The organism is Dyella sedimenti, assembly GCF_022760995.1.
In the GTDB taxonomy this organism is placed as follows: domain Bacteria; phylum Pseudomonadota; class Gammaproteobacteria; order Xanthomonadales; family Rhodanobacteraceae; genus Dyella; species Dyella sedimenti.
This window is the reverse complement of sequence record NZ_JAKWJO010000011.1, coordinates 79,804-100,789: the sequence shown is the minus strand read 5'-3', so window position 1 is coordinate 100,789 and position 20,986 is coordinate 79,804. Positions and strand designations below refer to the sequence as shown.

At 68.1% G+C, this 20,986-nt stretch carries 18 protein-coding genes; 4 read left to right on the top strand and 14 right to left on the bottom strand.

The window, feature by feature from the left end; translation table 11 throughout:
- Both MJ605_RS18335 and MJ605_RS18330 read left to right on the top strand, forming a co-directional pair.
- The coding region (locus MJ605_RS18335) for an outer membrane beta-barrel protein (RefSeq protein WP_243042990.1) at window positions 1–2,838 on the top strand (2,838 nt) is incomplete at its 5' end.
- A 115-nt stretch (window positions 2,839–2,953) separates the two neighbouring features.
- Window positions 2,954–4,276 carry a thioredoxin family protein gene (locus MJ605_RS18330; protein ID WP_243042989.1) on the top strand — a complete coding sequence of 441 codons (1,323 nt, stop codon included), beginning with the start codon at window positions 2,954–2,956 and terminating at the stop codon, window positions 4,274–4,276.
- A 54-nt stretch (window positions 4,277–4,330) separates the two neighbouring features.
- On the opposite strand, the gene MJ605_RS18325 is transcribed toward MJ605_RS18330, so the two are convergent.
- Both MJ605_RS18325 and MJ605_RS18320 read right to left on the bottom strand, forming a co-directional pair.
- A complete protein-coding gene (locus MJ605_RS18325) occupies window positions 4,331–5,749 on the bottom strand; it encodes a hypothetical protein (RefSeq protein WP_243042988.1) in 1,419 nt (472 codons plus the stop codon).
- Window positions 5,750–5,975: 226 nt separating this feature from the next.
- Window positions 5,976–6,230 carry a hypothetical protein gene (locus tag MJ605_RS18320; RefSeq protein ID WP_243042987.1) on the bottom strand — a complete coding sequence of 85 codons (255 nt, stop codon included), beginning with the start codon at window positions 6,228–6,230 and terminating at the stop codon, window positions 5,976–5,978.
- A gap of 254 nt (window positions 6,231–6,484) precedes the next feature.
- On the opposite strand from MJ605_RS18320, the gene MJ605_RS18315 reads away from it, so the two are divergent.
- Window positions 6,485–7,168, top strand: a complete 684-nt coding sequence (locus MJ605_RS18315; RefSeq protein WP_243042986.1) for an aspartyl/asparaginyl beta-hydroxylase domain-containing protein — start codon at window positions 6,485–6,487, stop codon at window positions 7,166–7,168.
- Here the strand turns inward: MJ605_RS18315 and MJ605_RS18310 are convergent.
- From MJ605_RS18310 to MJ605_RS18255, 12 genes are all read right to left on the bottom strand, one after another.
- Window positions 7,112–8,245: a mechanosensitive ion channel family protein gene (locus MJ605_RS18310; RefSeq protein ID WP_243042985.1), complete on the bottom strand. Its 1,134-nt coding sequence runs from the start codon at window positions 8,243–8,245 to the stop codon at window positions 7,112–7,114. The two genes, MJ605_RS18315 and MJ605_RS18310, sit on opposite strands and share 57 nt — an antisense overlap.
- Before the next feature lie 51 nt (window positions 8,246–8,296).
- Window positions 8,297–8,485, bottom strand: a complete 189-nt coding sequence (locus MJ605_RS18305) for a hypothetical protein (RefSeq protein WP_243042984.1) — start codon at window positions 8,483–8,485, stop codon at window positions 8,297–8,299.
- Window positions 8,486–8,700: 215 nt separating this feature from the next.
- Window positions 8,701–9,219 (bottom strand): Dps family protein, encoded by a 519-nt coding sequence (locus MJ605_RS18300; protein ID WP_243042983.1) that lies wholly within the window; start codon window positions 9,217–9,219, stop codon window positions 8,701–8,703.
- Window positions 9,220–9,252: 33 nt separating this feature from the next.
- Window positions 9,253–9,945: a YoaK family protein gene (locus tag MJ605_RS18295; RefSeq protein WP_243042982.1), complete on the bottom strand. Its 693-nt coding sequence runs from the start codon at window positions 9,943–9,945 to the stop codon at window positions 9,253–9,255.
- Between the two features lie 27 nt (window positions 9,946–9,972).
- Complete coding sequence (locus MJ605_RS18290) at window positions 9,973–11,415, bottom strand: alginate export family protein (RefSeq protein ID WP_243042981.1); 1,443 nt, start codon at window positions 11,413–11,415, stop codon at window positions 9,973–9,975.
- Window positions 11,416–11,418: 3 nt separating this feature from the next.
- A complete protein-coding gene (locus MJ605_RS18285) occupies window positions 11,419–12,342 on the bottom strand; it encodes a glyoxalase (protein ID WP_243042980.1) in 924 nt (307 codons plus the stop codon).
- A 73-nt stretch (window positions 12,343–12,415) separates the two neighbouring features.
- A complete protein-coding gene (locus tag MJ605_RS18280) occupies window positions 12,416–12,841 on the bottom strand; it encodes a DoxX family protein (RefSeq protein ID WP_243042979.1) in 426 nt (141 codons plus the stop codon).
- A 10-nt stretch (window positions 12,842–12,851) separates the two neighbouring features.
- A complete protein-coding gene (locus tag MJ605_RS18275; RefSeq protein ID WP_243042978.1) occupies window positions 12,852–14,717 on the bottom strand; it encodes an amidohydrolase in 1,866 nt (621 codons plus the stop codon).
- Entirely contained in the window at window positions 14,714–14,992 is a 279-nt protein-coding gene (locus MJ605_RS18270) for a XapX domain-containing protein (RefSeq protein ID WP_243042977.1), read from the bottom strand. Before MJ605_RS18270 ends, MJ605_RS18275 begins: the two co-directional genes overlap by 4 nt.
- Window positions 14,993–15,027: 35 nt before the next feature.
- A complete protein-coding gene (locus tag MJ605_RS18265) occupies window positions 15,028–15,681 on the bottom strand; it encodes a hydrolase (RefSeq protein ID WP_243042976.1) in 654 nt (217 codons plus the stop codon).
- Between the two features lie 58 nt (window positions 15,682–15,739).
- Entirely contained in the window at window positions 15,740–16,561 is an 822-nt protein-coding gene (locus tag MJ605_RS18260) for an alpha/beta fold hydrolase (RefSeq protein ID WP_243042975.1), read from the bottom strand.
- Window positions 16,562–17,091: 530 nt separating this feature from the next.
- A complete protein-coding gene (locus tag MJ605_RS18255; protein ID WP_345779548.1) occupies window positions 17,092–17,697 on the bottom strand; it encodes a response regulator transcription factor in 606 nt (201 codons plus the stop codon).
- Window positions 17,698–17,953: 256 nt separating this feature from the next.
- Here MJ605_RS18255 and MJ605_RS18250 point away from each other — a divergent pair, with 256 nt between their 5' ends.
- Complete coding sequence (locus tag MJ605_RS18250; RefSeq protein WP_243042974.1) at window positions 17,954–20,986, top strand: sensor histidine kinase; 3,033 nt, start codon at window positions 17,954–17,956, stop codon at window positions 20,984–20,986.

The following is a 20,986-nucleotide window of genomic DNA, read 5'->3' as shown; positions in this document are numbered from 1 at the left end:
CGGGCCATGCTGCAATTTTGCCACCCGCGAACCAGCCTTCAACCCGGTTTTGTTAGCGGCTCTTATTCGGTCTCGCTGCTGCACGACGGCCAGGTGGTGGATACGCGCAACGACGTCAGCCTGCGCGTGGGCGCCGGCATCGAGGTGTCGTTCGAGGGCGCGGCAGCGAAGAACCTGGGCGCCGTGAGCGTGACCGCCAACACGATCCCGCCGATCGACGTCACCACCACGGATTCGCGCACGGTGATCACCGCGCAGGAGCTGGCGCGCCTGCCGCTGGCCCGCTCGGCCGAGGCCATCGCCCTGCTCGCGCCTGGCGTCGCCAACAACAGCGGCGGCTACACCGGTCCCACCGGGCAATCGCTGGTCAGCTTCGGCGGCTCGGCGGCAAGCGAGAACGCGTACTACATCAACGGCTTCAACTCCACCGATCCGCAGCGCGGCATGGGCGGGCTCACCCTGCCCTACGGCGCCATCGAGCAGCAGGAGATCTATACCGGCGGCTACAGCGCCCAGTACGGCCGCTCCGACGGCGGCGTGATCAACATGGTGGGCAAGCGCGGCACCAACGAGTGGCACTTCGGCGGCCAGGTGCTGTGGCAGCCGGCCTTCGCGCAGTCGGATGCGGCCGACACCTACTACACCAATGGCCTGCCGCCTTCGCCGGTGGCCGGCGGCCTGTACGACCCCAACAGCAGGAACCGGCAGTGGACCACCACCTACGACGCCTACCTGGGCGGCCCGCTGATCAAGGACAAGCTGTTCCTGTTCCTGGCCGCCGAGGCGGAACGGCAGGAAGGCAACACCGTCAACAACGTCTCCGACGCCAAGCCGTACGTGAACTACCACTACTCGCTGCCCAAGTGGTACGCCAAGCTGGACTGGAACATCACCGACAGCAACATCCTGGAGGTGACCGGCGCCTCCAGCAAGCGCGAGACCTCCGGCACCATCTACAACTACGACTACAGCACGCTCGGCCGCGGCAACTTCGTCAACTATGACGACAACACCAAGACCGGCGGCGACCTCTATACCGCCAAGTTCACCAGCTATCTCACCGACAGCCTCACCTTCTCGGCGCTGTACGGCAAGATGAAGACGATGAACTACGACGTGCCGGGCAACTACGACGGCGGCCTCGCCTATCTCACCGGCACCCAGTACCAGAACCCGGCGTTCAACGGCGGCAACCCGATCGGCAACAACCAGGTCACCCAATCGCTGTACAGCCCCAACCGCCACGACACCAGCAACAACCTGCGCATCGACCTGACCTACCAGCTGGGTTCGCATACGATCTCGGCGGGCATCGACAACCAGAACTCGCGCGCCATCGACCAGGGCAGCGAGACCTCCGGCCCGGGCTACTACTGGCAATACGCCTATACCACCACGCCCGGCGTGGCCCTGGCCCCCAACCTGGGCGTGGGTGCCCCGGCCAATTATCCCAACGGCGCCTCCGGCTACTACGCCATCCAGAACGTGGACAGCTCGATCGCCAGCGCGCGCTCGGCGCAGCGCGCGCAGTACATCGAGGACAAGTGGCAGCTCACCGACCGCTGGCTGCTGTCGCTGGGCCTGCGCAACGACCAGTTCACCGACTACAACGCCGACGGGCAGGCCTATATCCGCCAGCGCAGCGCGCAGTGGGCGCCGCGCCTGGGCTTCGCCTGGGACGTCAACGGCGATGCCAGCTTCAAGGTCTATGGCAATGCCGGCCGCTACTACCTGGGCCTGCCGCTCAACCCGGCGCTGAATGCCGCCGGCGCCTACGTCTCCACCCAGCAGTACTTCACCTACAGCGGCATCGCCACCGACGGCACGCCCACCGGCGTGGTGCCGTTCTCCAACCCGGTATCGCCGAACAATACCTATGGCGTACTGCCCGACCCGAAGACGGTGACGGCGCAGAACATCAAGCCCGAATACCAGGACGAATTCATCCTGGGCTTCAGCAAGTCCCTCGGCGAGCGTTGGGTGTATGGCGCCAAGCTGACCCAGCGCATCCTGCGCAACGGCATCGACGACTACTGCGACGTGCCCACCATCGAGAACAAGGCCGCCTCGCTCGGCTACGTCGTCGACGCCACCAACAGCTGCTACCTGATCAATCCCGGCCGCGCCAATACCTTCACCGTGGTGGACGCCGGCGGCGCCTACCGCAGCGTGACGCTGAGCAACGCGGAAATGGGCTTCCCGCCACTCAAGCGCAAGTACTACGCGCTGGAGACCTTCCTGGAGCATCCGTTCGACGGCCACTGGTACGGCAAGATCGACTACGTGTTCTCGCGCAGCTACGGCGATACCGAGGGCCAGCTGCGCTCGGACATCCAGCAGACCGCCGCCTCCACCAGCATCGACTGGGACTTCCCCGCGCTGATGTCCTCCAGCAACGGCGCGCAGAGCAACGACCATACGCACCAGATCAAGCTGTTCGGCTACTACCAGTTCACCCCGGAATGGCTGGTATCCGGCAATGTCTCGCTGGTCTCCGGCAACCCGCGCAATTGCCTGGGCTACTACGGGCCCAACCAGACCGATCCCAATGACTACGGCAGCTACTACCACTGGTGCGGCGGCCAGCCGTCGCCGCCGGGCACGCACCGCCTGCCGTGGAACAAGCAGGTGGACGTGGGTTCCACCTACCGGCCGGCCTTCGCCGACCACAAGCTCGGGTTCTCGCTCAACGTGTTCAACCTGTTCAACTCGCAGGCGATCATCAATGCGTACCCGTACTACCAGGTCTCCCCGCGCACGCCCGATCCGCTCTACGGCTCGGCCGTGCTCAGGCAGCAGCCGCGCTATGTGCAGCTGAGCGCCACCTACGACTACTGACCCGCCCCCTCGGGCCGGCAGTTCCCTCGCTGCCGGCCCCGGATGGATGGCCGAGTATGGCCATCCATCCATCTTTTTGGCATGTTCCACCAGACTCCCCACGCTAAGGCAGACGATGATGCGAAACCCGGTACGTTCCCTGACACTGGCCCTGCTGCTTCCGCTGTTGTCCCCGGCCTTGCTGCATGCCGCCGACGACAGGGAGCCGGCCACCATCGCCGATGCGCTGCAGGCGGCGGAACAACAGCATCGTCCCGTGCTGGTCGATTTCCAGGCCGTGTGGTGCTACTCCTGCTACTACATGGCCAGCCACGTATTGAACGGACCCGCGTGGGAGGCGGTGAACCGGAAGGCCATCGTGGTGGCGGCCGATGCCGATTCGCCCGATGGGCAGGCCTGGATGAAGAAACTCAAGGTGTCGTTCCTGCCCAGCTACGTGGTGCTGGACGAGCACGGCAACGAGCTGGGCCGCATCGCGGCCGAGCAGCCGCGCGAGAAGTTCTACCCGCAGGTCAACGCCATCCTGGCCCATGGCGATACGCTCGACGGCCTGAAGGCCAGGGCGCTCAAGGGCTCGACCGAGGCGGTGGCGGGCGTGCTCCAGGCCTACCAGGCCCGCGGCGAGGGCGACGCCGGCCTGGCCTGGTTCGCCAGCCTGCCCGCGGCGCAGCAGCAGGCCGCGCGCAAGGAGGCATCCGTTTCGCTGGCGCTTGACCAGTTGGCGCTGGCCAAGGCCAAGGCCGTGGACGACGCGCACGCCGTGATCGCCAGCGCGCAGAAAGTGCTGGCGCAGGACGTCGGCTGCTTGCGCCCGTACGTGCTGGACGACCTGCTCGAGGCCAGCGACAAGCTGCCGGCCGCGCAGCGCAAAGCCTTGTTGGCGCCGCAACGCCAGCCGCTGGACGCCTACGTGAACAGCCAGGTACTAGTCGCCAAGCCCAGCTGCGCCGATCAGCGCAGCGCGGTGCTCGCCAGCGCCGACCTGGACGAACTGCTGGGTGACACGGCCGCGGCGAATACGGTGCTGGACCGCGCCATCGGGCTCACGCGCCAGCGCCTGGGCGGCAACCTCGCCAGCGACCGCAACCTGGCCGACAACCTGCGTGCCTACCTGGTCCGCGCCAAGCGCACGACGGAACTTGACGACTACCAGCATCAGTTGATCGCCGCCTATCCCGACGACTACGTCTATGCCTACCGCTATGGACGCAGCCTGCTCGATGCCGGCAAGCCCGCCGATGCGCTGCCCTATCTCGCCCAGGCGGCGGACAAGGCCTATGGCGCCAACCGGCTGGCGGTGGCGCTGCAGCAGGTGAAGGCGCTGAAGGCACTGCACCGCGAGGACGAGGCGAAGAAGCTGGTGGCCGGCGTGCTGGACGCCAACGGCCCGTGGTTCCCCAAGCAGGCGGCGGCATTGAAGTCCGCGCTGAGCGCCTGAGATCCTGTGTGACCGCGAGGGCGCGGCCATCCCGCGACAGCCGCGCCCTCCGCCTCACAGCGTCAGCATGAAGCTCACCAGGTCCTTTTTCTCGTCGGCGGTCAGCCTGGTGCCCAGCACCAGGTTGAAGTACTCCACCGTGTCGTCCAGCGTGAGCAGGCGCCCGTCGTGCATGTACGGCGGCGTGTCCTTGATGCCGCGCAGCGGGAAGGTTTTGATCGGCCCGTCGCCGCCAGCCATCATGCCGTTGATCAGGCGCGGCTTGAAGAAGCGCTCCGCCTGCAGGTTGTGCATCAGGTTGTCGGTGTAGAACGGCGGCGTATGGCAGGTGCTGCACTGGCCCTTGCCGAAGAAGATTTCCTGTCCGTGCAGTTCCGCCTGCGTCGCCTTGGCCGGGTCGAGCTTGCCGTCCCAGGCCAGTTTCGGCGCCGGCGGGAAGTCCAGCAGTTCCTGGAACTCCGCCATGTCGTGCACCTGGCTGCCGCGGTCGAGGATGTTGATGCCCTTCTTGGTGGCGATCACCGGGTCGCCGTCGAAATAGGCGGCACGCTGCTCGAACTCGGTGAAGTCCTCCACTGTCTTTAGCGCGCGCTGCGAGCCGAACAGGCGCTGGATGTTCACGCCGCGCAGGGCCGGCGTCTCGATGCGATGGCGGAACTCCTGCGGGCGGATGTCGCCCACCAGGTGGGTGGCGCCGTTGGTGCCGCCGTTGGCATGGCAGTCGAAGCAGGCCACGCCCTGGCTGGGCCGCAGCGAGCGGCGGTCGGCGGTGGCGTTGAACTGCTGCTGCGGGAATGGCGTCAGCAGCAGGCGCAGGCCATCGAGCTGCTTGGGATTGAGCAGGCCGTTGAACAGCTGGTAGTAGTTGTCCAGCGTCACCAGCTGTCCCTTGGACACATCGCCCAGGTCGGTGCGCGTGGTCAGGTAGATCGCCGGCGGAAACTCCGGCAGGAACGCGTCCGGCAGGTCGAAGTCCAGGTCGAAGCGCGTGAGGTCACGATTGTCCTGCTGCTTGACCCGTTCGATCTCGAAATGCGGGAACAGCATGCCGCCTTCCGGATGGTTCGGGTGCGGCAGGGGCATGAAGCCCGCGGGGAACAGGTCCTTGGCGCGGATGTCCGCCGGGCTCATCGAGGCCAACTGGTCCCAGCTGGTCCCAGCCTTCAGCTTGACGCGCACGCCGCCCTGCACGGGTTTCTTGCGGTCCATGGTGACGCCCTGCAGCGGACGGTCGGACAGGTCGTAGCGCTGCTCCAACAGGGTTTTCTGGCGCTGCATGATGCCGGCCTTGGCCGACGACATGCGCGACAAGGTGGTCTGGAAATCGGGCTCGTTGACCGGGGCATAGCTGCTCGGCGGCGGGCTCTTGCCGGGCGGGTCGGCGGGGCTTCCCTTCACGGAAGCGGAAACGACCAGGACGGCGGCGATGGCCATGGCCAACCCTCGGCCATGCATAGCGGTGACGGGTTTCATACAGGCCTCCCTCTGTGTGATGACACCGGGTGACGCTGCGCTCCCCCTGCAGGCAGCTCGCAACGAGCCTAGACCTGCCGCAAGGCATGGAGAAATCGTTTGATTCGATGGGTGGGATAGCCTGGCTCAATGATGCGCCGCGGCATCAAATGCGGCACGGCGCGGAAGCATAGCCGTCCATTTGCCGTGGCGGAACGGCAAGCCCATCGCCCCGGGGGAGCTTCCTTCAACCCAGCTGGCGCAGCAGCGCCTCCATCTCGACGCGCAGCTCCCCGACCCGCGCCAGGGCTTCGTCCCGCTCGCGCGACACCTGCGCATACAGCTCCGCCGGCACCAGGTGCAGCGACAGCGCCTTCTTCCGGGCGCGATAGCGGCGTGCACGCTCGGCCGCGCTCAGTGCGTCCGCCTTGCGCGGGCGCCCCCTGGCGCGCTTGAACGCCAAAGGCAGGGCCAGGGTGCCCGGATCGAGTGGATCAACCATATCGCGTCCTCCGTCAATGCCGATATTTATGTGACGTCACGTAAAATATTAAGAAGAATCTTCCTGAAATACAAGACATAAGGAAAAATTCCTACGGGACTTTCACAGGAAGGACCTGTCCTCCTGTCCTCCTCGCCTGCCGCCGGCGCGTTCACGCGCCAAGGAGATCGCGGTCATTACGGTGGCCCTGGCCGGTCGCGCCGGGCGCGGCCGCGACGGCGCCGAACATCCACGCCATTGAAGGAATGCCGAAGATGGAGTCGCTCTATGAGCTGTCGTCGCGAGCCATCCGCCGTGTCTATGACGCACGCATCAAGACGCCTCCCGTGCTCGATGCGGAGGCTTACTTCCCGAATGCGCGGCGCTTCCGCTCGTCCTGGCGAGCGATCCGGCAGGAGGCGCTCACTGTCATGGAACGCCTCGGCTCCCTGCCCTGTTTCCACGAGATCATGCCGGCGCAGGCGGACATCTCCGCCAACGACGGCCGCGACTGGCGGATGTACCTGCTCAAGGTATATGGCCAGAAGGTGCACGACCACCTGCAGGCCTGCCCCACGCTGGCCGGGTTGCTCGACGCGTCGCCGGAGGTGTTGTCGGCCACCCTGTCGTTCCTGGCGCCCCACAAGCACATTCCCCGCCATAGCGGTCCGTTCCGCGGCATCCTGCGTTTCCAGCTGAACCTGTTCGCCCCGGCCGACGGGGAGGGACGCCCCGGTGCCGTGCTATGGCTGGCCGGGCAGGAATACCGGCTGGCCGACGGCGAATGCCTGCTGTGGGACGACACCTACCCGCACGAGGTATGGAACCGCAGTGACCAGACCCGCATCGCGCTGCTGCTGGACGTGCGCCGCCCGGCCATGCCCCTGGACCTGCGCCTGCTCTCACGCACCATTACCGCGGGCGTGGGCATGGTCGCCCGCTGGCGGGGCCTCGGCTGAGCACCCTGCCTCCGACGGCCAGGCGTCCACTTCGCCGCGCCAGCGCGGCAAGGCGCCGGGATGGCGAGATTGCACGTAGGCGATCAGGCCCTCGCGCACCTTGCAGCAGAGGTCGAAGCTGCGACCGGAATCGGCGGAGCTGACCAGCGCGCGCAATTGCATCGTGCGGTCGTTGGCATCGGTCACCTGCAGCACGCATACCCGCCCATCCCACTCGGGCGCCGCCTTGCACAGGCGTCGCAGTTCCTCCCGCAGCGGCGCCATCGGCGTGCGGTAGTCCAGCCACAGGAACACGGTGCCCAGCAGTTTCGAGCTGGTGCGCGTCCAGTTCTGGAAGGTGTTTTCCATGAACCAGCTCAGCGGCACCACCAGCCGCCGCTCGTCCCAGATGTGCACGATCACGTAGCTGCCGGTGATCTCCTCGATACGGCCCCATTCGCCCTGGATGACCACTACGTCGTCGAGCCGGATGGGCTGCGTGATGGCGATCTGCAGGCCGCCGATCAGGTTGCCCAGCACCGGCTTGGCGGCGAAGCCCAGGGCCAGACCCGCCACGCCCGCCGAGGCCAGCAGGCTGGTGCCCAGCTGCCGCACGCCCGGGATGGTGAGCAATACCGTGCCTATGCCGATCAGCAGCACCACGATGTCGGCAGTGCGGCGCAGCACCCGCACCTGGGTCAGCATGCGGCGGGCCGCCAGGTTGTCGGCCACGTCCAGCGGATAGCGACGGATCGCCGCCAGCTCCAGGGTGCCCAGGCAGCGCAGGGCCAGCCACGTGGCCGCGAGCAGCAGCGCCACTGCCAGCACGTGCTGGATCAGCACGAAGGCGGGCAGCGTATCGATCTCAGGCAGCACCCGCAGCGCCACCACCAGCATCAGCAAGGGAATCAGCCACTCCATCGGCGCGCTGGTCCGGCCCAGCAGGTCCGCCAGCGTGGGATGGCGCCGCGCCAGCCGGCGCAGCAAGGCATAGGCCACCGCGCGCAGCAGCAGCGCGGCCAGCAGGGCGACGCCCAGCGCCAGGCCCAGGCGCGCCCATGGGCTGCCCGACCACAGCCGGACGACGGCCCCGATCACCCGCCCCGCTCCGCCGACCCGCGCTCTTCCGTCACGCGCCGCACACGCGCGTCACTCGCTCGGGTGCTTGGCCGGTACGAACGGCGACACCGGATCGCTCGCCGGGAAGGTTTCCTCGAGAGCGCGATCGTGGATCTCGCTCTCCTTGCGCTTGCGCGCCTCGCGCTCGGCGGCCGTCTCCGGATCGTGCCGCCGCTTTTCGTGGGGATGGTCGATGTCTTTGCGGTCGTGGCTGGACATGCTGGCTCCCTCGATCGCCGCCCGGTGCCCCGAATACCGGCGCCGGACGGCCCGCTTCAGTAGCAGCGATGGTCCCTCCGGAGGCGTTAGTGGCACGGCTGGATGGCGTGACCACGCCTCGACGTTCATCAACCGTTCGCTCACCCGGGCATCACGCCACCTATCGGGCAGCCCAGCCTCCCCCTGCGCGCAGGGGGAGGAGCGCCCAAGAGCCTTCAGTTGTGCCGGCTGGTCTCGAACAGGAACCACACGCGGCGCTCGGCCTCGTCGATCCAGTTCTCCAGCAGGCTGGCGGTGGCCACGTCGCCATGCTCGTCGCACAGCTCGTGGGTGGCGCGCATGAAGCCGGCCAGGCGAATGTTGTCCTCGCGCAACTCCGCCAGCATGTCGTCCGGCGTGACGAAGTCGGCGTCGTTGTCCGACAGCCGCTGCAGGCGCGTGGCGTGGCCCAGCGAGCGCAACGTGGTGCCGCCCAGCTTGCGCACGCGCTCGGCGATCGGGTCCACCGTGGCGTAGATCTGGTCCGACTGCTCGTCCAGCAGCAGGTGGTAGTCGCGGAAGTACGGGCCGGACATGTGCCAGTGGAAGTTCTTGGTCTTCAGGTACAGGGCAAGGATGTCCGACAGCAGCGCGTTGAGCTCGCCCGAGATGTCGCGCGTGGCGTCGGCGCCCAGCGCCGACGGCGTGTTCAGGGCCGCCTTGCGGCGGGTCTTGGTCTTGCTTGCATCACTCATCACAAGTCTCCTGATGGAGGTGGGGATGGGGCGTCATGGGTGCGCCGCGGCGAGCGCAACGTCCTCATGGCGTAGATAGGCACCCAGCGCCAGCAGCGGCGGTACCGCGAAGCACCACATGCCGGCGAACGCATACAGTAGCGCACCCGCCGCACAGCCTGCGGCAAAAGCCAGCACGGCGTAACTCATGCGCCTGAGGCGCTGGTCCGCCTGTGCGCGCTGCTCCGGGGCCACGCCCTGGATGCGGTCGGCGAGGTCCAGCATGATCTGGGTGGTGGTGCCGGTCATCAGGGTGGAAGGCGGCGAGCTGCCCAGGTGCACCCGGTGCACCGCGTTCTGGATGGCCATGGCGATCACCAGGGTCATGCCGGTGACCGTGCCTCCCCAGCTGTCGCCCGCGCCGAACGGGCCGTAGCGCAGCGCGAGGATCGCCGCGGCGACGAACAGCACCAGCTTGACCAGCAGCAGCGTCGCCACCACCGGCCGCCCGTGCGCCTGCAGCCGGTAGCGCAGCAGGCGCGCGCCGATCACCGCCAGGCAGAACACCGGCAGCGCCAGCAGCTTGGCCACGATGCCGGAGGTGCCCATCACCAAGGCCGCGCCGATGGTGACGAAGTTGCCGGTGACATGCGCGGTGAACAGGCCATGCAGCGCCAGGAAACCGGCCGTGTCGACGTACCCCGCGTTCACGCTGAGTATCGTCGGCAAGAGGGGTTTGTCAGCCATGCGCCCGCATCCTTTGCTGGATGGTTCCTACCACATGTACTTCAGTTCGACGCCAAGATAATCGCCGTCGCGCCCGCCCGCCAGGCGGACGGCGCGGCCTGCGTCATAGTGCACAGCTTCCACCGCGCCGGTGAAGTTGGCGTTGAAGGCGTAGTCCACGCGCAGCTGCCCGTAGGCGCCGGTCCAGCGTCCGCCCTGCCCGGCCGTGCCGGCTAGCGGGATATTGGGCTGCACGTAGATCGCGTCATGGGTGGTCTGCCGCCACAGCAAGCCCACCGCGCCTGTGATGCCGAGGCCAGCCAATGGCTTGACCGTCATCCCCGGCTTGATGTGCAGCAGGTTGGTGTAGCCAGTGAAGCCCGCCAGGGTGAAGTAATAGCCGTTGGGAAACAGCGGGTTGAAGGTACCCAGCGTGCTGTCGCCGGGATGGCGGTCGCCGGAGGCCGCGTCGACCTGCAACCCCAGGCGGGGATGCCAGGCCGCACCGGCCCAGGTGAAGCCGGCGCGCATGCCCGCGCCCCAGGCGTCGATGGCCTTGCCGCCCACATGGCCGCGCTGCGCCATGCCTTCCAGGTCCCAGTCCAGGCCCGCCGCGTCGCCGGCGAAGCGCAGGTCGTAGACGTCGCGCCGCTCGTCGCCGATGGCGTCGAGGTAGCGCGCGGCATCGCGGCTGTAGAGCGAATAGTACGCGGACAGCTCGTCGTGCCCGGACACCAGCCGTTCCACGCGCAGGGTGTTGAAGCGGAAATGCCGGTTGGAGGTATCGTCGAAAGGATGCAGGTCCCTGTACTGCACCGGCTGGCTGAGGAACCCGATGAAACGCCACCGCCCGGTCTCCCAGTCCACCCAGATCGCATCGAAGGACTGGCGCACATTCGGCCCGTCGCGCAGCGACACGAAGCGCTGCAGGTCGAAGGCAAAATCCTGCCGGCCCGCGCGCGCCTTGAAGGTACCCGCATCGAACGTGTGGACATAGGCCAGGAAGGCCAGCCGCAGGTCCCACGGGTTGCGGTCCGCGCCGCCGATCACCTGCTTGTTGGCGGTGCGGGCGTCCTCGAACTGCACGAAGGCCTGCCAGTATTGGGCGAAGCGCAGGTCGGCATGGATCTGCAGGCGTTGCAGCAGGTAGGTGTTGTTGCGCTGCCCGCCTACGCCGAGGTTGGGCGCATCGGACATCTCCACCCGCTCACGCAGGTTGGCGCCCATCGAGAGATAGGTCCTGGCATCGTCCGTGTCCAGGGCGATGTACTTCAGCGCGTCACCCCGTTGCGTGCGCAAGGCCGGATCGGCCAGCACCAACCAGTCCTCCTGCCAGCGGTTGCTGCGTGGGACGGGACGCACCGCCGGACCCTGCACCGGGGTGGCCTCGGTGGAGTCGGCGGCGGCATCCTGCGCTTGCGCCCATGCTGGCCAGGGCGCCAGCGCCCCGGCCAGCAGCAGGCTCGCCGCCGCTGCCCGCTCCCGCCGCATCGATCAGGGGCCCGCGTTGGCGTGGATCTCCGCGACGTAGCCACCCGGGAACTGCACGATGGCCGAATCGCGGCCATCGCTGCGGAAGCTCGGCACCAACACCTGCACGCCGTTCGCCTTGGCCTTGTCGAGCGTGGCGCCGAGGTCGCCCACTTCGTAGCCGGTCAACTCATGGCCGTAGGGATACGGCAGGTGGCCGTCGGTGACGTGCACGGTCATCTTGCCGAAGGTCGACTCGATGCGGATGCGGCGGTAGGTGTCGTTCGGCCGGCCGATCTCCACGCCGGGCGCCTTGGCCACGTCCGACACCACCTTGCCGTGCGAGAACGTCACGAAGCTCCTGACGAACGCATCGGCGCGGTCGGGCGACACGTAGACGCGGTTCTCGGGAATGGTCTGGAACGGCGCGTACGACGGCGGCGTGGTGTGCCAGTACAGCTGCATGTTCACGCCGCCCGGCCACTGGATGACCGCGTCGCGGCCGATCGGGTCGGGGAAGATCGACACCAGCACGTCGGCGCCCGAGGCGCGCGCGGCGGCGATGGCGGTGTCGAGGTTGGTCACCAGGTAGCCGGTGCGTTCGGCGCCGAACGGGAACGGGATCGGCGTCTTGAAGCCGAACAGCGACACCGTGCCCACCGGCGTCTGCAGCAGCTGCGAGGTGGTGCTGCTCGGCGTGGGTGTCACCGTGGCCACCACCTGCTTGGTGCTCCGTCCGCCGAAGGTGGCGAGGAAGCTCTGCACGAAGCGGTCCACATCCCCGGGCGCCACGTAGACGTGGGTGGTGTCGTATTGCGCGCCGACCGCCACCATCGGCGTGGCCGGCGTGCCGGTACGGGCCAGCGCCGTGCCGGCCGGAAGCAACGCCACGGCGCCCGAGAGCGCCAGGCCGAACAGGGAAGCGGACCAACGGGAAGCGATACGCATGGGAAACTCCTGGTGAATCCTGTCTTGAAGGTGGAAACCGCGGCGCTCGCGCGCCGATAGTCGTCGCGTCACATCAACCAGCCCGGCGGCGCTCGCGCAGGTCCTGCCAGGCCACCAGCAGAAAACCGCCCACCAGCCCAAGGTGCTCGAAGAACGCATTGGCCAGCATGAAGCGCTGCGTGCCGGCCGCATCCCAGAAACGGTTGGCCAGCCCTGTCGCCATCAGGGTGAACACGGCCAGCAGCAAGGCGCCGAGCCAGCGCAGGCGTCCCGACAGGATCAGCACCGAGGCGCCCAGCTCCAACACGAGGGTGGCGACCGTGATGGGCGCGGCCGGCGCCAGGCCGAAGCCGGCGGTCTCGGCGATCGCCGCCGGCACATCGAGCAGCTTCTGCAGGCCGCCCTGCAGATAGGCCGCGCACAATCCCAACAGGGCTACCCAGCGCACGGCCGGCACGGTGAAGCGCCGCGCCAGCGGACTATCGCCATGCGCACTCATCGCGCCCACCTCATACTGCCCAGCACGAGCAACCGAGCGCGCCCCAGAACGACTTGAGGTCGCCCACCGGCAACCGGCTGGACCAGGCCGTGGCATGGTCGTGGCCATGCACGCCGCAATCGTGGGCGCAACCGCACGCCACGCGCGGCGCCGGCAGCGCCTGACGCTGCTGGGCCCAGGCGCCGTAGCCGCCATAGGTGCGCACCGGCGACCAGTCCGGCATCGCCGGCGGCACGCCCGCCTCGTCCAGCGGGCCGAAGTCGCCGGCACCGTAGACCACGCGCCCGCCCACCACGGTGAGCAGTGCGGTGGTGTCGGCGATATCGTCCTCGGCGCAGGCGAAGTAGTCGCGGTCGGGCACGACAAGGTCGGCCAGCTGGCCCACCGCGATGCGTCCCTTCCGGCCCTCCTCGTTGGAGAACCAGGTGACGTACTCGGTCCACATGCGCAGCGCCGTCTCGCGGTCCAGGCAGTTGCGGCGCGGGTAGATCGACAGCCCGCCCACGGTCTTGCCGGTGACCAACCAGGCCAGCGACACCCAGGGGTTGTACGAGGCCACGCGGGTGGCATCGGTGCCCGCCGAGGTCTTCACGCCCTTCTCCAGGATGCGCGCCACCGGCGGCGTGGCCTGCGCGGCGGCGGCACCGTAGCGCTCGACGAAGTACTCGCCCTGATAGGCCATGCGGTGCTGCACGGCGATGCCGCCGCCCAGTGCCGCGATGCGGTCGATGGAATGCTCGGAGATGGTCTCGGCGTGATCGAAGAACCAGTTCAGCCCTTGCAGCGGGATGTCGCGGTTGACCTTCTCGAACACGTCCAGCGCGCGGCTGATGGTCTCGTCGTAGGTCGCATGCATGCGCCACGGCCAGCGGTTCTCGGCCAGGATGCGCACCACCGCTTCCAGCTCGCCTTCCATCTCAGCCGGCATGTCGGGGCGCGGCTGGCGGAAATCCTCGAAGTCCGCGGCGGAGAACACCAGCATCTCGCCCGCGCCGTTGTGGCGGAAATAGTCGTCGCCCTGCTTGTACTTGGAGGTGCGCGTCCAGTTGAGGAAGTCGTCCCTCTCCTGCCTGGGCTTCTGGGTGAACAGGTTGTAGGCCAGGCGGATGGTGAGCTGGCCGGCCGCGGCGAGCTGCTCGATCACCGCGTAGTCTTCCGGATAGTTCTGGAAGCCGCCGCCCGCGTCGATGGCGCCGGTCACGCCCAGCCGGTTCAACTCGCGCATGAAATGGCGGGTGGAATTGAGCTGGTAGTCGAACGGCAGCTTCGGCCCCTTCGCCAGCGTGGCGTAGAGGATGCCGGCGTTGGGCTTGGCCAGCAGCAGCCCGGTGGGATTGCCGCTGCCGTCGCGCAGGATCTGGCCGCCCGGCGGCTCGGGCGTGTCCTTGGTGTAGCCCACCGCGCGCAACGCGGCGCCGTTGAGGATGGCGCGGTCGTACAGGTGCAGCAGGAACACCGGCGTCTCCGGCGCTACTGCGTTGAGCTCGTCGATGGTGGGCAGGCGCTTCTCGGCGAACTGGTGTTCGGTGAAGCCGCCGACCACGCGCACCCATTGCGGCGCGGGCGTGATCGCCACCTGCGCCTTGAGCATGGCCATGGCGTCGGCCAGCGAGCGCACGCCGTCCCAGCGCAGCTCCAGGTTGTAGTTGAGGCCGCCGCGGATGATGTGCAGGTGGTTGTCGATCAGGCCGGGCAGCACGCGCCGGCCCTCGAGGTCGACCACGCGCGTGCGCGGGCCGGCCAGCGGCATGACCTCCGCCGCCTCGCCCACCGCCACGAACTTGCCGTCCGCGATGGCGACGGCCTGAGCCTCGGGACGCGAGCGGTCCAGCGTGGCGAAGCGGCCGTTGTGCAGGATCAGCTCCGGTGTGCTCATGACTGCTCTCCTTCCTCGCTGCGCGCCTGCTTGACGTCGGGGCCGCACGGCAGTTCGCCGAACACGTGCGGCTTGACCTGCTGGCCGATCCAGCCGACCGCGCTGCCCTGCCGCTGCCATACCTGCCTGACCAGCGGCGGCAACTGTTCGCCGATCAGGATGCCCAGCAGGCCGACCAGCGCCACCATCGGCGGCGCCGGCGAGCGCACTTTCATCAGGCCGTAGATGATGCCGACCAGTAGGCCGACGGCCAGCGAGACCACATAGGTTTTCATCGATGCATTCCCCGCGCCGGCGGCGCCGCTGCGAATCAGCCCTCGTGGGCGCCGAACATGCTCTTGGCGTAGATGACCCCCAGGCCATAGGAGCCGCCGAAGCGCTTGGCGATGCCGGTGGTGCTTTCGTAGCTGTCCGTGCGCGCCCAGTCGCGCTGCAGTTCCAGCAGGTATTGCAGCGAGGTCATCGGCCGCACGCCGGCCTGCATCATGCGTTCCATCGCGCGGTCGTGCGCCTCGGCCGAGACGTCGCCGCAGGCGTCGGCGATCACGTACACCTCGTAGCCCTGGTCCAGCGCCGACAGCGTCGGGCCGACGATGCATACCGAGGTCCACAGGCCGGCGAACACCAGCCGCTCCTTGCCGATCTCGTTGACGCGCTTGATCACCGCCGCATCCTCCCAGGTGTTCATGGAGGTGCGATCGAGCAGCGCCTGGCCCGGGAACGGATCGGTGATCTCATTGAACATCGGGCCGGAGAAGCTCTTCTCCGCCACCGTGGTGAGGATGGTCGGCACCTTGAAGCTGGCGGCCGCGTGCGCCACCAGGGCGGCGTTGTTGCGCAGCGTGATGGCGTCGATGGAGTGCGTCGCGAAGGACATCTGCGACTGGAAGTCGATGAGGATCAGCGCATGATCCTTGGGGCTGAGCAGTTGCTTGCCGGGCGTGGGGGTTGCGGCGATGGCCATGGATGCCTCCATTGAGTGGGACATGCCGGCCGCGCAGCGGCGGCCGGCATGCCGTGGGTCAGGAACGGATGAACTCGAGCAGGTCCTGGTTGACCTGCTCCTGGTGCGTGGACGTCAGGCCGTGCGGTGCGCCCGGATAGACCTTCAGCGTGGCGTTCTTCACGATCTTGGCGGACAGGCGGCCGGCGTCGTCGATCGGCACGATCTGATCGTCGTCGCCGTGGATGACCAGCGTGGGCACCTCGATCTTCTTCAGGTCGGGCGTATAGTCGACCTCGGAGAATTCCTTGATGCAGTCGTACAGGCCCTTCAGGCCGCCCAGCATGCCCTGCAGCCAGAACGAGTCGCGCATGCCCTGGGTCGCCTTGGAGCCGGGCCGGTTGGCGCCATAGAACGGCCCCGACAGGTCCTTGAAGAACTGCGAACGGTCGGCCAGGGTCTTGGCGCGCAGGTCGTCGAACACCTCGATCGGCGTGCCGCCGGGATTGCTGTCGCTCTTGAGCATGATTGGCGGCACCGCGCCGATCAGCACTGCCTTGGCCACGCGCGCATTGCCGTGGCGTCCGATGTAGTGCGCCACCTCGCCGCCGCCGGTGGAGTGTCCCACCAGCACCGCGTCCTTCAGGTCGAGCTTCTCGATCAGCTCGGCCAGGTCGTCGGCATAGGTGTCCATGTCGTTGCCGTTCCATGGCTGGCCGGAGCGGCCGTGGCCACGGCGGTCGTGCGCGATGGTGCGATAGCCGCGCGAACTCAGGAAAAGCATCTGCGCGTCCCAGGCGTCGGCCGTCAGCGGCCAGCCGTGCGAAAACACGACAGGCTGGCCCTGCCCCCAATCCTTGTAGTAGATCTGCGTCCCGTCTCTCGTGGTGATCGTGCTCATGGCAGTATGTCCCTACGGGTTTTGAGAAGGCGCGCGAGCGCCAGGCAAAGACGACGGCATCACCCATCCAGCAGGCGGCGGTGCCGGCGTCGCGGAAACGGCCGCGGCATGGCGCCGCTGTCACGATTCTGGATCGACGTGGATAACTCCCCACGGTTGGACGCGTATCGTGGCGATTCGCATCCGACCCCATGCATCCGGAAAACGATGCCTTCGTGGCGGTGGTGGCAAGGTGAACCCGACGCGGCATCCATCCGCGCCGTGCCGCCCATTGTGTCCAGTCGCGTCCGGAGGCGTAGCCCTAACGCGGCAAAACTCGGTTACCCGATCAGGTAAAAGCGCCGAGGGCTCGTACGGCACTGTCGCAGTGTTGCAACAGCCGGCGGGCAAGGTGCCTGTTCAATATCCTGGCGTGCCCCAACCACCCCCTCCCAACCTCCCCTGCCAGCAGGGGGAGGAGCCAAGAGCTGGCACGCGTTCACTCCCTCCCCTGCTTGCAGGGGAGGGTTGGGGAGGGGTGCTCTTGGCCCTCAGGCGTCGAGAAACCCGCGGTTGCGCGCAAGCGTCACCGCATGCGTGCGGTCCAGCGCGCCCAACTTGGTCATGATGTTCTTCAGGCGCGCCTTCACCGTATCTTCCGATACGCACAGGATGTCGGCGATGCGCTTGTTGGTATGGCCGGTGGCGACCAGGCGCAGCACGCTCAGTTCGCGGTCGTTGAGCATTTCCGACCAGGCATGCGAGGCGATCTCGCCCGCCACTTCCGACGCCATCACCCGTTTGCCGTTGATGACCGAGCGGATCGCGGCCAGGATCTCGTCGCGCGTGGCGGTCTTGAGCAGGTAGGCACAGGCGCCCAGGCTCAGCGCCCGCTTGACGCGGGCATCGCCCGGATAGGACGTGAGCACGATCAGGCGCGCCTGCGGAAACTCGGCATGGATCGCCTGGATGGCCTGCAGGCCGTCCACGCCCGGCATCTGCAGGTCAATCAGCGCGATGTCCGGCCGCAGCTCGCGATAGCGGACGATCGCTTCGGCGCCATCGGCCGCCTGCCCGACCACCTGCATGTCGGCGCTGCTCTCCAGGGCCACGGCGATGCCATCGCGCATGATCGGATGATCGTCGGCGATAAGCACCCGGATAGGGATCGCGCCGCCGGTCACGCGCCCTGCTCCCCACGTTGGACACACCCGCGCTTCATGCCTCGGCAACCCATGTCAGACGGCGCCACTATCACGGCCGGGTTACCTCCATGCAATGCCCAATCGGGTGAATCTCCTCCCGCTTACGGACGCCGTCCCGCGGGGATATTCTGTGCGCGGCGCCGGGCGGCGCACGCAACGGGGAGAGAGGATGGCTGGCCGGCTTTTCCACGACCGTCGGCCAGGGTGCATGACAGCGGACCACAAGGCGCGGCGACGTTCTCGCCGCCTCGTCGCCCTGGTCACGCTGCTGGCGCTGGGCGCCTGCCTGATCCACGCCGGAGCCTCCGCGGCCACCCGCGCCATCGAGTTCCATCGCAAGCAATGGGCCATCGACGCCGGCGCACCGGCCGACATCTGGGCGCTCGCGCAGGGCAAGGACGGCTACCTGTGGCTGGGCACGGGCAACGGCCTGTACCGCTTCGATGGCGTGCGCTTCGAGCGTTTCGAACCGCCCGCCAGCGAGGCATTCCGCTCCAACGACATCACGGCGCTGGCGATGCTGCCGGACGATTCGATGTGGATCGGCTTCTATTACGGCGGCGCCAGCGTCAAGCGCGGCGACCACCTGCGCCACTACCTGCCCGGCAGGGATTTTCCCGCCGGTACCGTGTTCACCTTCGCGCAGACCATGGATGGCGGCGTGTGGGCCGCCACCGAAGGCGGGCTCGCGCGCTTCGACGGCCGGCGCTGGCAAGTCGTGGGCGCCGACTGGGGCTATCCCGCCCGGCATGCCGACTGGCTGATCGTCGGACGCGACGGCACGCTGTGGGTCACCACCGGCGAAGGCCTGGTGTTCCTGCGTCGCGGCACCCATCGCTTCGAGGCCACCGACCAGGCGGTGTATCGCGACAGCGTGCTCGCACAATCGCCGGACGGCACGCTGTGGCTCTCCGACCACAACCACGGGACGCGCGCCCTGCCGGGGCTGGATGCGGACCACCCGCGCATCGGCGCGCTCGCCGCGCCGATGGACGACGAGGGCTGGAGCCATCGCCTGCTGTTCGACCGCTACGGCGACCTGTGGGGCACCGGCGTGGACAAGGGCGGCGTCTGGCGAATGGCCGGCTATGGCTCGCGCGAACAAGGCCAGCCGCTGCGGCAGGCCGACCTCACCGAGCGCTTCGACCGCCACGGCGGCCTGCCCACCGACCGCGCGGTGCCGCTGCTGGAGGATGCCGAAGGCACCGTCTGGGCCGGCACCAACATGGGCCTGGTGAGCTTCCACCGCAACAACGTCAACGTGCCGCTCGACGTGCCGCTGGGCAACGCCGCTCACTACGCCATGGCGATGGACGGCCAGGGCACGCCCTGGATCCTCAATGACGGCACGCTGTGGCGCGTCGACGGCGCCACGGCGACGCGCGTGCGCACCGACCTGCACGATATCTACAGCGCCTTGTTCGACCGCGACGACGCACTGTGGATGATCGGGCGCCACGACATCTACCGGTTGCGCGACGGCCGCCTGGACAACACGCCGTTGCCGCAGGACGCCAACACGGTCAGCGCCTTCGCGGTGGACCGCGCCGGCGATCCGTGGATCGCCTTCGCCGCACGCGGCCTTTTCCGCCTGCACGACGGGCGCTTCCTGCCCGAGGCGCCCGTGCCATCGCTGGCCGGGCTGACGCCCACCTCGCTGGCCATCGACGCCGGCGACCACTTGTGGCTGGGCTATCCGGACGACCTGCTCGCCGACGTCGATGGAACGCATGCCCGCCTGTACGCGCGCGCCGATGGATTGCACGTGGGGCGCATCACCGTGATCGAGCCACTGGGCGACGATGTGCTGGTCGGCGGCGAACTGGGACTGGCACGCCTGCGTGCCGGGCGCGTGCAATCGATGGCGGTCGCGGACGATGCCTTCGGCAACATCAGCGGCATCGCCAGGACGGCCGATGGCGACCTCTGGCTCAACACCGGCAAAGGCGTGCTGCGACTGTCCGCGGGCGAGGCCGACATGGCCTTCTCCCGGCGCGGCTACCGGCCGGCGTATCGCCTGTTCGACTATGACGATGGTCTGCCCGGCATCGCGCTGCAGGCGGCCATGACGTCCTCGGTGCTGGCCGATGCGGCGCACGACCTGTGGTTCATGACCAACCAGGGCCCCGCATGGATCCAGCCCGGCCGCCTGTTCGCCAATCCGCTGCCCCCGGCGGTGCGCATCCTCGGCCTGGTCGCGGATGGCGCCCATCACGAGGCAGCTTCCGGATGGCGCCTGCCCAAGGGCACCGGCAACGTGCAGCTCCTCTATACCGCCACCAGCCTGGCGATACCCTCACGGGTGCGCTTCCGCTACCGGCTCGAAGGCGTCGATGCCGGCTGGCAGGACGCCGGCAACCGCCGCGAGGCGTTCTACGCCAACCTCAAGCCGGGCAGCTACCGCTTCCGGGTGATCGCCGCCAACGACGATGGCATCTGGAACACCCAGGGCGCGACGCTGGATTTCAGCATCGCACCCTGGTTCTACCAGACCATCTGGTTCGACATCCTCTGCGCCCTGGCCGTCACCGCGCTGGTGATGGCGCTGTTCGCCTGGCGCACGCGGCTGGCCGCCGAGCGGGTGCACCTGCAGCTCAGCGAGCGCATGGACGAACGCGAGCGCATCGCCCGCGACATCCACGACACGCTGCTGCAAGGCATCCAGGGCCTGCTGCTGCGCCTGCAGACCCTGCTCTCGCGCATGGCGCCCGGCGACCGCCATGCCCAGGCGCTGGACGACGCCATCGTCCAGGCGCGCCAGATGGTGATCGAAGGCCGCGACAAGATCGTCGCTCTTCGCGGCGACAGTGCGGGGTACACCAGGCTGGAACAGTCGCTGCTGGCCGTCGGCGAGAACCTCGCCGTGCTTCACCCGGCCGACTTCCGCGTCAGCTCCCAGGGCGAACCGCGCGCGATATTGCCGAGCGCCTTCGACGAGATCCTCGACATCGCGCGCGAAGGCATCCGCAACGCTTTCCTGCATGCCCAGGCCAGCCGCATCGACGTCCACGTCGCCTATGAAACGCGCCAGCTGCGCGTGGTGGTCGCGGACGACGGCAAGGGCATCGACGAAGCCGCCCTGCACGATGCCGGCGCGCGCGGGCATTGGGGCGTGGTCGGCATGCGCGAGCGCGCCGCCCGCCTCGGCGCGCAGTTCCTGCTCAGGCGAAGCGAACCGCACGGCACGGAACTGGTGCTGGCCGTGCCCTGCCGCGCGGCCTACCGGGAAGAGGCGTCCTGA

Bases quoted from the DNA above. Each gene is read 5' to 3' on its own strand.
- MJ605_RS18275 (WP_243042978.1), bottom strand. From the start codon at position 14,717: ATGAGCACACCGGAGCTGATCCTGCACAACGGCCGCTTCGCCACGCTG.
- MJ605_RS18280 (WP_243042979.1), bottom strand. From the start codon at position 12,841: ATGAGTGCGCATGGCGATAGTCCGCTGGCGCGGCGCTTCACCGTGCCG.
- MJ605_RS18265 (WP_243042976.1), bottom strand. From the start codon at position 15,681: ATGGCCATCGCCGCAACCCCCACGCCCGGCAAGCAACTGCTCAGCCCC.
- MJ605_RS18305 (WP_243042984.1), bottom strand. From the start codon at position 8,485: ATGTCCAGCCACGACCGCAAAGACATCGACCATCCCCACGAAAAGCGG.
- MJ605_RS18295 (WP_243042982.1), bottom strand. From the start codon at position 9,945: ATGGCTGACAAACCCCTCTTGCCGACGATACTCAGCGTGAACGCGGGG.
- MJ605_RS18325 (WP_243042988.1), bottom strand. From the start codon at position 5,749: ATGAAACCCGTCACCGCTATGCATGGCCGAGGGTTGGCCATGGCCATC.
- MJ605_RS18250 (WP_243042974.1), top strand. From the start codon at position 17,954: ATGACAGCGGACCACAAGGCGCGGCGACGTTCTCGCCGCCTCGTCGCC.
- MJ605_RS18260 (WP_243042975.1), bottom strand. From the start codon at position 16,561: ATGAGCACGATCACCACGAGAGACGGGACGCAGATCTACTACAAGGAT.
- MJ605_RS18320 (WP_243042987.1), bottom strand. From the start codon at position 6,230: ATGGTTGATCCACTCGATCCGGGCACCCTGGCCCTGCCTTTGGCGTTC.
- MJ605_RS18300 (WP_243042983.1), bottom strand. From the start codon at position 9,219: ATGAGTGATGCAAGCAAGACCAAGACCCGCCGCAAGGCGGCCCTGAAC.
- MJ605_RS18290 (WP_243042981.1), bottom strand. From the start codon at position 11,415: ATGCGGCGGGAGCGGGCAGCGGCGGCGAGCCTGCTGCTGGCCGGGGCG.
- MJ605_RS18285 (WP_243042980.1), bottom strand. From the start codon at position 12,342: ATGCGTATCGCTTCCCGTTGGTCCGCTTCCCTGTTCGGCCTGGCGCTC.
- MJ605_RS18330 (WP_243042989.1), top strand. From the start codon at position 2,954: ATGATGCGAAACCCGGTACGTTCCCTGACACTGGCCCTGCTGCTTCCG.
- MJ605_RS18315 (WP_243042986.1), top strand. From the start codon at position 6,485: ATGGAGTCGCTCTATGAGCTGTCGTCGCGAGCCATCCGCCGTGTCTAT.
- MJ605_RS18270 (WP_243042977.1), bottom strand. From the start codon at position 14,992: ATGAAAACCTATGTGGTCTCGCTGGCCGTCGGCCTACTGGTCGGCATC.